Annotated in this window: 7 protein-coding genes; 4 read left to right on the plus strand and 3 right to left on the minus strand. The window is 72.0% G+C overall.

Annotated features, from left to right (window positions below):
• Both STRTUCAR8_RS08490 and STRTUCAR8_RS08495 read left to right on the plus strand, forming a co-directional pair.
• The coding region (locus STRTUCAR8_RS08490) for an MmyB family transcriptional regulator (protein WP_006375146.1) at nucleotides 1–311 on the plus strand (311 nt) is incomplete at its 5' end.
• 16 nt (nucleotides 312–327) lie between these two features.
• Entirely contained in the window at nucleotides 328–855 is a 528-nt protein-coding gene (locus STRTUCAR8_RS08495) for a hypothetical protein (RefSeq protein WP_006375139.1), read from the plus strand.
• Here STRTUCAR8_RS08495 and STRTUCAR8_RS08500 read toward each other — a convergent pair.
• Nucleotides 845–2,188 (minus strand): serine hydrolase domain-containing protein, encoded by a 1,344-nt coding sequence (locus STRTUCAR8_RS08500; RefSeq protein WP_006375143.1) that lies wholly within the window; start codon nucleotides 2,186–2,188, stop codon nucleotides 845–847. The two genes, STRTUCAR8_RS08495 and STRTUCAR8_RS08500, sit on opposite strands and share 11 nt — an antisense overlap.
• A gap of 146 nt (nucleotides 2,189–2,334) precedes the next feature.
• Between STRTUCAR8_RS08500 and STRTUCAR8_RS08505 the strand changes: the two genes are divergently transcribed.
• Entirely contained in the window at nucleotides 2,335–4,011 is a 1,677-nt protein-coding gene (locus STRTUCAR8_RS08505; protein WP_044471863.1) for a sigma-70 family RNA polymerase sigma factor, read from the plus strand.
• Between the two features lie 38 nt (nucleotides 4,012–4,049).
• On the opposite strand, the gene STRTUCAR8_RS08510 is transcribed toward STRTUCAR8_RS08505, so the two are convergent.
• Both STRTUCAR8_RS08510 and STRTUCAR8_RS08515 read right to left on the minus strand, forming a co-directional pair.
• Complete coding sequence (locus STRTUCAR8_RS08510; protein ID WP_006375144.1) at nucleotides 4,050–4,733, minus strand: glycerophosphodiester phosphodiesterase; 684 nt, start codon at nucleotides 4,731–4,733, stop codon at nucleotides 4,050–4,052.
• Between the two features lie 34 nt (nucleotides 4,734–4,767).
• The gene (locus STRTUCAR8_RS08515; protein ID WP_006375140.1) at nucleotides 4,768–5,832 is read right to left on the minus strand and encodes an adenosine deaminase; all 1,065 of its coding nucleotides are present in this window, start codon (nucleotides 5,830–5,832) and stop codon (nucleotides 4,768–4,770) included.
• Nucleotides 5,833–6,071: 239 nt separating this feature from the next.
• Between STRTUCAR8_RS08515 and STRTUCAR8_RS48890 the strand changes: the two genes are divergently transcribed.
• Nucleotides 6,072–7,043: a DUF4190 domain-containing protein gene (locus STRTUCAR8_RS48890; RefSeq protein ID WP_006375145.1), complete on the plus strand. Its 972-nt coding sequence runs from the start codon at nucleotides 6,072–6,074 to the stop codon at nucleotides 7,041–7,043.
• The last annotated feature ends 38 nt before the right edge of the window (nucleotides 7,044–7,081 follow it).

Consider the following 7,081-nt stretch of genomic DNA (forward strand, 5'->3'; position numbering starts at 1 on the left):
AACTCCTCGTCGGCAGTGCGGAGTTCGCCCGGCTCTGGGCCTCCCGCGACGTGTCCGCCGCACCCAGCCTGTGCAAGACCTTCCAGTACCCGCTGGTCGGCCTCGTCACCGTCGACTGCGACGTCCTCGACATCGCCGACCGGGACCAGCGGGTCGTGATCTACACCGCCGAACCCGGCACATCGTCCGAGGAAGTGCTGAGGCTCCTGTCGGTCGTCGGCGCCCAGCGGATGGACGTACCCGGCTGGGTCCCGCCGGGCCGCGTTCAGTCGCGGGGGCGCGCGGAAATGTTTTTGAACGCGTTCAACTAAAGCGTATGCTGCGTCCATGAGCGACAGAGCCGCCCTGCTCAAGGGCATTCGCGCCTGGTTGGTCCTCTTCGTCGTGTGTCTGGTGCTCAGTGGCGCCACGGCCTTCCCCCTCGTCCACGAACTGCGCTGGACCGAGACCCTGTTGAGGGCCCTGTCCGTACCCGAGCACCTGCCGGGGGCGATGGACTGGATCCAGCGGGTACGCGAAGGCCTCGACGCCACCGACGAGCGTTACCCGTTCGTCCTCTACGGCACGGACTGGCTCGCCTTCGCCCACCTCGTCATCGCGGTCGCCTTCTACGGGCCCTACCGCGACCCCGTACGCAACATCTGGGTCGTCGAGTTCGGGATGATCGCCTGCGCGGGGATCGTTCCGCTCGCGCTGATCTGCGGGCCGATCCGGGGAATTCCCTTCTGGTGGACGGTGATCGACATGTCGTTCGGGGTGTTCGGGGTGATCCCGCTGTACGTCGTACGGAAGCGGATCAAGCGGCTGGAGGCGCTGACGGCGGCGCCCCCGGCCGCGGCCGGTGTCACGGTGTGAAGGCCGCCCGCACGACGCGCGCGGCGACGGGGTTCATGCCCTGGCCTTTCGCGTCGGTCGAGTTGACGCTGTAGACGAGGGTGCGGGACAGGTCGCGGGTGGCGGCGATGAGCGCGTTGTAGCCCCAGCGGCCACCCGACTTCAGCCACAACTCCGTACCGTCGTCCGTGACATACCGTTCCAGGCCCGCGCTCATCGTGGCGTCCGAGATGTCGGCCGGGACGGTGAACATCTCCTCCAGCTGTGGCTCCGGCACCACCCGGCCGCGGAACAGGGCGGTCAGGAACCGCTCCAGATCCGCCGTCGTGGAGATCATCGCGCCCGCCGCCCAGCTGTCCGTGGTGCCCCACACCGTGACATCGCGGTACTCCGTGGTGCCGTCGGCGCGCGGCACCGCCTGGTAGCCGTGGTTGTGCGGCCCCCGGATGTCCGGGTCGGTGCCGGGGAAGTACGTGTTCCGCATTCTCAGCGGGGCGAAGATCCGGCGGGCCGTCTCGTGCTCGTACGAGTGGCCGGTGATCCGCTCGATCAGCAGCCCGAGCACGGTGTAGTTGATGTTGAGGTAGTGCTGCCGGGTGCCCGGCATGAACTCGGGCTGCTCGGCGGTGGCCGAGGCGACCATCGCGCGGGGCGAGTGGCGGTCGAAGCGGTGCGCGTACCACTCCTCGAACGTCGTACCGGTGCCGGCGGCGGCCGGGATGCCGCTGGTGTGGTTGAGGAGCTGGCGCACGGTCACGTGCGCGTACGTGCTGGGGATCAGGTCCGGAAGGTAGTGGCGGGCCGGCCGGCCGAGGTCCACCTCGCCCTCCGCCGCGAGTTGGAGCACGACCGCCGCCGTGACCGCCTTCGTCGTCGATCCGACCCGGAAACGCGCGTTCGGGTCCGCCGGCCGCCCGGTCGCCAGGTCGTGCACACCCGCGCTGCCGCGCCAGACACCGCCGGTACCTCCGACCCGTACGAGAGCCGCCGTCGCGTCCCCGTCCGGTAACCCGGCGAGCGCGGCCCGCAGCGCCTTCGCGTCCGGTGCGGTGTCCTTCCCGGTCGTCGGGCCGGAGGTGGAGGAGGCGGCCGACGCGGGAACGGCGAGGGCGCCGGCGGGCAGGGCGAGGGCGAGCGTCAGGACGGTCGCGAGGGCTGTGGCGCGGGCGGCGGTACGCGGGCGTATGTGCATCGGCTGCTCCTGTGGGTGGTGGTCGGGCAGGTGGCGGCTGGTGTGGATGTTCACATTCTTGATCCGTACGGAGTGACCGGGATCGTCGGCGAGGAGGACGCCGACCCTGGGGTCGTCCTCAGGGCAACTGGCGTACCGCGTGCGGATCTTGTCGGGGATCACACCTAGGGTCCAGGTCCGGGCGGTCTGGGGGAGGGGCAAAAACTGTTATCGGCGGTGTCCGTGATCCGTCCCCTCGGGAGACCCGGTGAGGAACTGGTGTGCAACAGGGCGACGTAAGGTGCACACACGTACGAGAAGGGGCTTTTGTGGACGGGCGCCAGTGGAGTTCCACCATCGCTGCGGCGCAGGCCGGTGACCCGCACGCGCTGGACGAGGTGGTCGCGGGCTGGCTGCCGCTGGTCTACAACATCGTCGGCCGGGCGCTGAACGGTCACGCGGACGTCGACGACGTCGTGCAGGAGACCATGCTCAGGGCCGTCGACAACCTCGGCTCACTCCGTGATCCGGACAGCTTCCGGTCGTGGCTCGTCGCGATCACGATGCGCCAGATCCGGGACCGCGCGCGCCGCCGTACGACCGACACACTCCGTGACGAGACGGCCGACAGAGTGACCGATTTCGCCGAACTCACCGTGCTGAGGCTCCAGTTGGAGGGGCAGCGGCGCGAGGTCGCGGAGGCGGTGCGCTGGCTCGACGACGAGGACAGGCAACTGCTGTCGCTGTGGTGGCTGGAGGTCGCGGGCGAGCTCAGCCGCCGTGAGCTGGCGGCCGCCGTCGGTATCAGCCGGCAGCACGCCGCCGTCCGCGTCCAGCGGATGAAGGAGCGCCTGGAGGCCTCGCGCGGAATCGTCCGGGCGCTCGACGGCGCCTGCCCCGATCTGCGGGAAGTGACCGCCCGCTGGGACGGCGACCCGGACTCCGTGTGGCGCAAGCGGCTGGCCCGGCACATCAGGGGGTGCGCGTACTGCGCGAGCCCCGGCGAGGCGGTCGTCGTACCGGCGGAACGGCTCCTCGTCGGCATCGCGCTGGTCCCGCTGCCCGTCGGGTTGACCCTGTCGCTGGCCTTCGGCGGCAAGACGGCTGCCGCCGCGACCACCGGCGCCTCCGTCGGCTGGTCGGGCAAGGTGCTCGGCGCCCTGACCAAGCCGGCCGTCGCCCTGAGCGCCGGGGCGACGATCATCGCGGGCGGCGCCTACGTCGTCACGTACCCGGCGCAGGACCCGCCTCCGGCGGTCGCGGCACCCACGGCGCGTCCCCGGCCCCAGGCACCCGCCACCTCCGCGCCCCCGTCCCCGTCGCCCTCTGCGTCGCCGTCACCCTCGCCCACGCCCTCGGCGACCCGCCCGAAGCCGGACCTCTACGGCACGGTCGTCGACGCCGTCGACACGGCACCCGACCCGAACGCGCGGCCCGCCGCCCTCCCGCGCCGGCCCGAGACGGGGATCACCAGCACCGGAGGCGCGCACGCCACCATGAACCACCGCGGGGACAGCGTGACGCTCACCGGCCGGGGCTATGTCCTGGTCCGCTGGCAGATCTCGCCGCAGTACCGGTCCGGCAGCCTGGTCATGCCGACCTGGACCGGACTGAAGGGCAGGCTCTTCCATGTGGCGTCGGGCGGCGGCCGACGGATGGACGACCGGGTCAGCGCCACCGACAGTTCCGCCACCGGAATGGGCAACTCGGCCACCGGCTACGCCGTCCCGCCGGCCGGCACCCAGCAGATGTGGCAGAACGAGTACTTCTACGTCGACGGCAGCGTCACCCTCACCGTGAACGAACGCGGCGCCGACTACGGCCTGAACGTCTTCCCGACCACCTGGGACGACGTGGAGAAGGACGTGACCAGCGGACCCCCCGAGGGCGCCATCCGCTACGGACTGGTCCGCGACACCGGCAAGGACGACACCCCCGTCCCCCAGTACGTCACCCGGGACACCCCGGCCGACCCGGCGACCGTGGCACAGGAGTCCCACGTATAGGGCAGGATCTGCTCAGCCTGCTCAGCGGCCGGTCCGCGTCATCCCTTCCGCAGCGCGCACAGCGCGTCGATCCGGTTGGTGGTGATCGAGTCGACGCCGGCGTCCAGCAGTCGGCGCATGGAACGACGGGTGTCCGGAGTCCACACCGACAGCAGATGGCCGCCCCGGTGCACCCGTGCCGTGAGCTGCCGGTCGACCAGCGTGAAGCGGTAGTTGAGCCAGCGCGGGCGGATCGCGGCCAGCAGGGCGGGGCGCGGCGGCGCGAGGGTCTTCCAGGTCAGGGCGATCTCGGCGGACGGGTCCGCCGCGCGCACCGCGAGCATCGCCGGAGCGTCCGCGCAGTAGTACACGCGTTCCCCCGCCGCGCACTCCCGGACGACGTCCACCACTCGCCGTACCGCCCGCACATCGGGCGATCCCGGCAGATCGATCATCACCCGGCTGCCCTCGGTCACGGCCAGCGTCTCCGCGAGCGTCGGCACCCCGCCCTCCGTCAGGCCGCGCACCTCGGCCGCCGACAAGGCGGCCAGCGGCCGGTCCCGCTCCCACAGCCGCTTCAGCGTCGCGTCGTGCAGCAGCACGGGCACGCCGTCACGGGTGAGCCGTACGTCGATCTCGACCGCGTCCGCGCCCCGGTCGAGCGCGGAACGCAGCGAGTCGATCGTGTTCTCACGGGCGCGGTAGGGGTCGCCGCGATGGGCCACGGCGGTCACGTTCTGCATGGGCCCATTGTGCGCGGCTGGGGTGGGTGATTCGTCAGGGGGCGAGCCACGCCGAGGTGTACGTGTCGATCTCGGCGGCCAGCGCGGCCTTGCCCGCCGGGTCGAGGAAGGAGGCCTCGACGGCGTTCTTGGCGAGGTCCGCGACACCCCACTCGTCGAGGTCGAGCAGCCGGGCGGCGACCGCGTACTCGCTGTTGAGGTCGGTGCCGAACATCGGTGGGTCGTCGGAGTTGATCGTGACGAGGACGCCGGCCCGCACGAACTCCTTGAGGGGGTGCTCGTCGAGCGTACGGACCGCGCGCGTGGCGATGTTGGACGTCGGGCAGACCTCCAGGGCGATGCGCTGCTCGGCGAGATGGGCGAGCAGCGCGGGGTCCTGCGCGGCGCTCGTACCGTGTCCGATGCGCTCGGCGCGCAGATGGTTCAGCGCGTCCCAGACCGTCTCCGGGCCGGTGGTCTCGCCCGCGTGCGGCACCGACCGCAGTCCGGCGGCGATCGCCCGGTCGAAGTACGGCTTGAACTGCGGCCTGGGTACGCCGATCTCGGGCCCGCCGAGCCCGAACGACACCAGCCCCTCCGGGCGCAGCCGGTCGTCGGTGGCGAGCCGCACCGTCTCCTCGGCGGATTCGAGCCCGGCCTCGCCCGGAATGTCGAAGCACCAGCGCAGTACGATCCCGAACTCGGCCTCGGCCGACTTGCGGGCGTCCTCGATCGCGTCCATGAAGGCGCGGTCGTCGATACCGCGGCGGACGGAGGAGAACGGGGTGATGGTCAGCTCGGCATACCTGACCTGCTGCCGTGCCATGTCGCGGGCGATCTCGTACGTCAGCAGCCGTACGTCCTCGGGTGTGCGGATGAGGTCCACGACGGACAGGTACACCTTGATGAAGTGGGCGAAGTCCGTGAACGTGAAGAAGTCGGCCAGGGCCTCGGGATCGGTGGGCACCGCGGAGTCGGGGTGGCGGGCGGCCAGCTGCGAGACGATCCGGGGGGAGGCGGAGCCCACGTGGTGGACGTGCAGTTCGGCCTTGGGCAGCCCGGCGATGAAGGCGTGCGGGTCACGGTCGCCGGCTGCGGCACGCTGGTGGTGGTCGGTCAAGGGTTCCTCCCCGGGAACGGCGCCCCGGACCGGGCGACGGTCGGCGGGGCGCGGGTGATCGGCTGATCGATGACTCGGGGATCATCGTAGGCCGGGCGTGCGGGCAGGCGCCCGTGGATTCCGCCCGGAGGCGGGACAGGGCAGGTGGAAGGGCCGGGTGAGGATGCCGGAGGTGCCCGGTCGCCCGGTGGGCGGCGGGTCGTAGCATGACGGAACATACGAACGAGGGGGCCCCACGCATGTCCGACGCCGCGCAGCCGTCGCAGTCACCGGAGAACGTCCCTGAGGGGGCGAGTTCCGAGGGCGCGGCGACAGGCGAAACCGTCAGCGACAGCCCGGCGAGCGGCACACCCGCGCGGGTCCCGCTGGACAAGCCGCCGGCCGGGGCGGCACCCGGCGGCAGGACAGAAGCCGAACCCGAGTTCGACCCCTGGGCGCCCCCGGCAGACGACAGCCCTCGCTCGGGTTCCGTCCCCGACGGTCCCGGCGGCACGGTGTTCTGGAACAACGGCGACGCCACCCCACCACCTCCCGCCGTCCACAACCACCCCACGGTCACCTCGACACCGACGGGCGCCCCGCCCGCGCCTCAGGCGTCCCAGCCGTGGGCCAACCCCTTCGCGCCCCCCGGGGCTCCCGCGGCCGGGACCCCGCAGGACAACCCCTTCGCGCCCCCCGCCCCGCACGCCTCCTACGCCCAGCCCGCCGCGCCCGGCGAGCCGGTGCCTCCTCCGCCGATAGCCCCCGGCGGCCCCGGCCAGGTCCCGTACGCCTACCCGCCGTACCCGTCAGGACCGGGCTACGGCTACCCGCAGCAGGCCGGATACGGCGGCCCCGGCCCCGGGTATCCCGCGCCCCCGATGTACGGCGGCGGTCCCGGTTACGGCTGGGCCCCCATGGGGCCTCAGCCGATGAACGGCCTGGGTACCGCCTCGCTCGTGGTCGGTATCGCCTCCGCCGTCCTCTTCTGTCTCTGGCCGCTGGCGATCATCCTGGGCATTCTCGCCGTGGTCTTCGGCCTGATCTCCCGGGGCAGGGCCCGGCGGGGCCAGGCGACCAACCCGGGCCAGGCGCTGGCCGGAATCATCTGCGGTGGTGTCGCCATCGTCCTCGCCGTGGCGTTCGGGGTCCTCATCATCGCGTTCGGCGACGAGGGCTCCGCGGACGATGTCGACGGCAGCTTCTCGACCTCCCTGTCCCAGCAGCTCTGACGAGCGGGTCGGCCAGGCAGCTCCGAGCGGTCGAGGCA

Source organism: Streptomyces turgidiscabies Car8, assembly GCF_000331005.1.
Classification (GTDB): domain Bacteria; phylum Actinomycetota; class Actinomycetes; order Streptomycetales; family Streptomycetaceae; genus Streptomyces; species Streptomyces turgidiscabies.

Excerpts from the sequence above, each read along its gene's own strand:
- STRTUCAR8_RS08495 (WP_006375139.1), top strand. The coding sequence starts at position 328 with ATGAGCGACAGAGCCGCCCTGCTCAAGGGCATTCGCGCCTGGTTGGTC.
- STRTUCAR8_RS08510 (WP_006375144.1), bottom strand. The coding sequence starts at position 4,733 with ATGCAGAACGTGACCGCCGTGGCCCATCGCGGCGACCCCTACCGCGCC.
- STRTUCAR8_RS48890 (WP_006375145.1), top strand. The coding sequence starts at position 6,072 with ATGTCCGACGCCGCGCAGCCGTCGCAGTCACCGGAGAACGTCCCTGAG.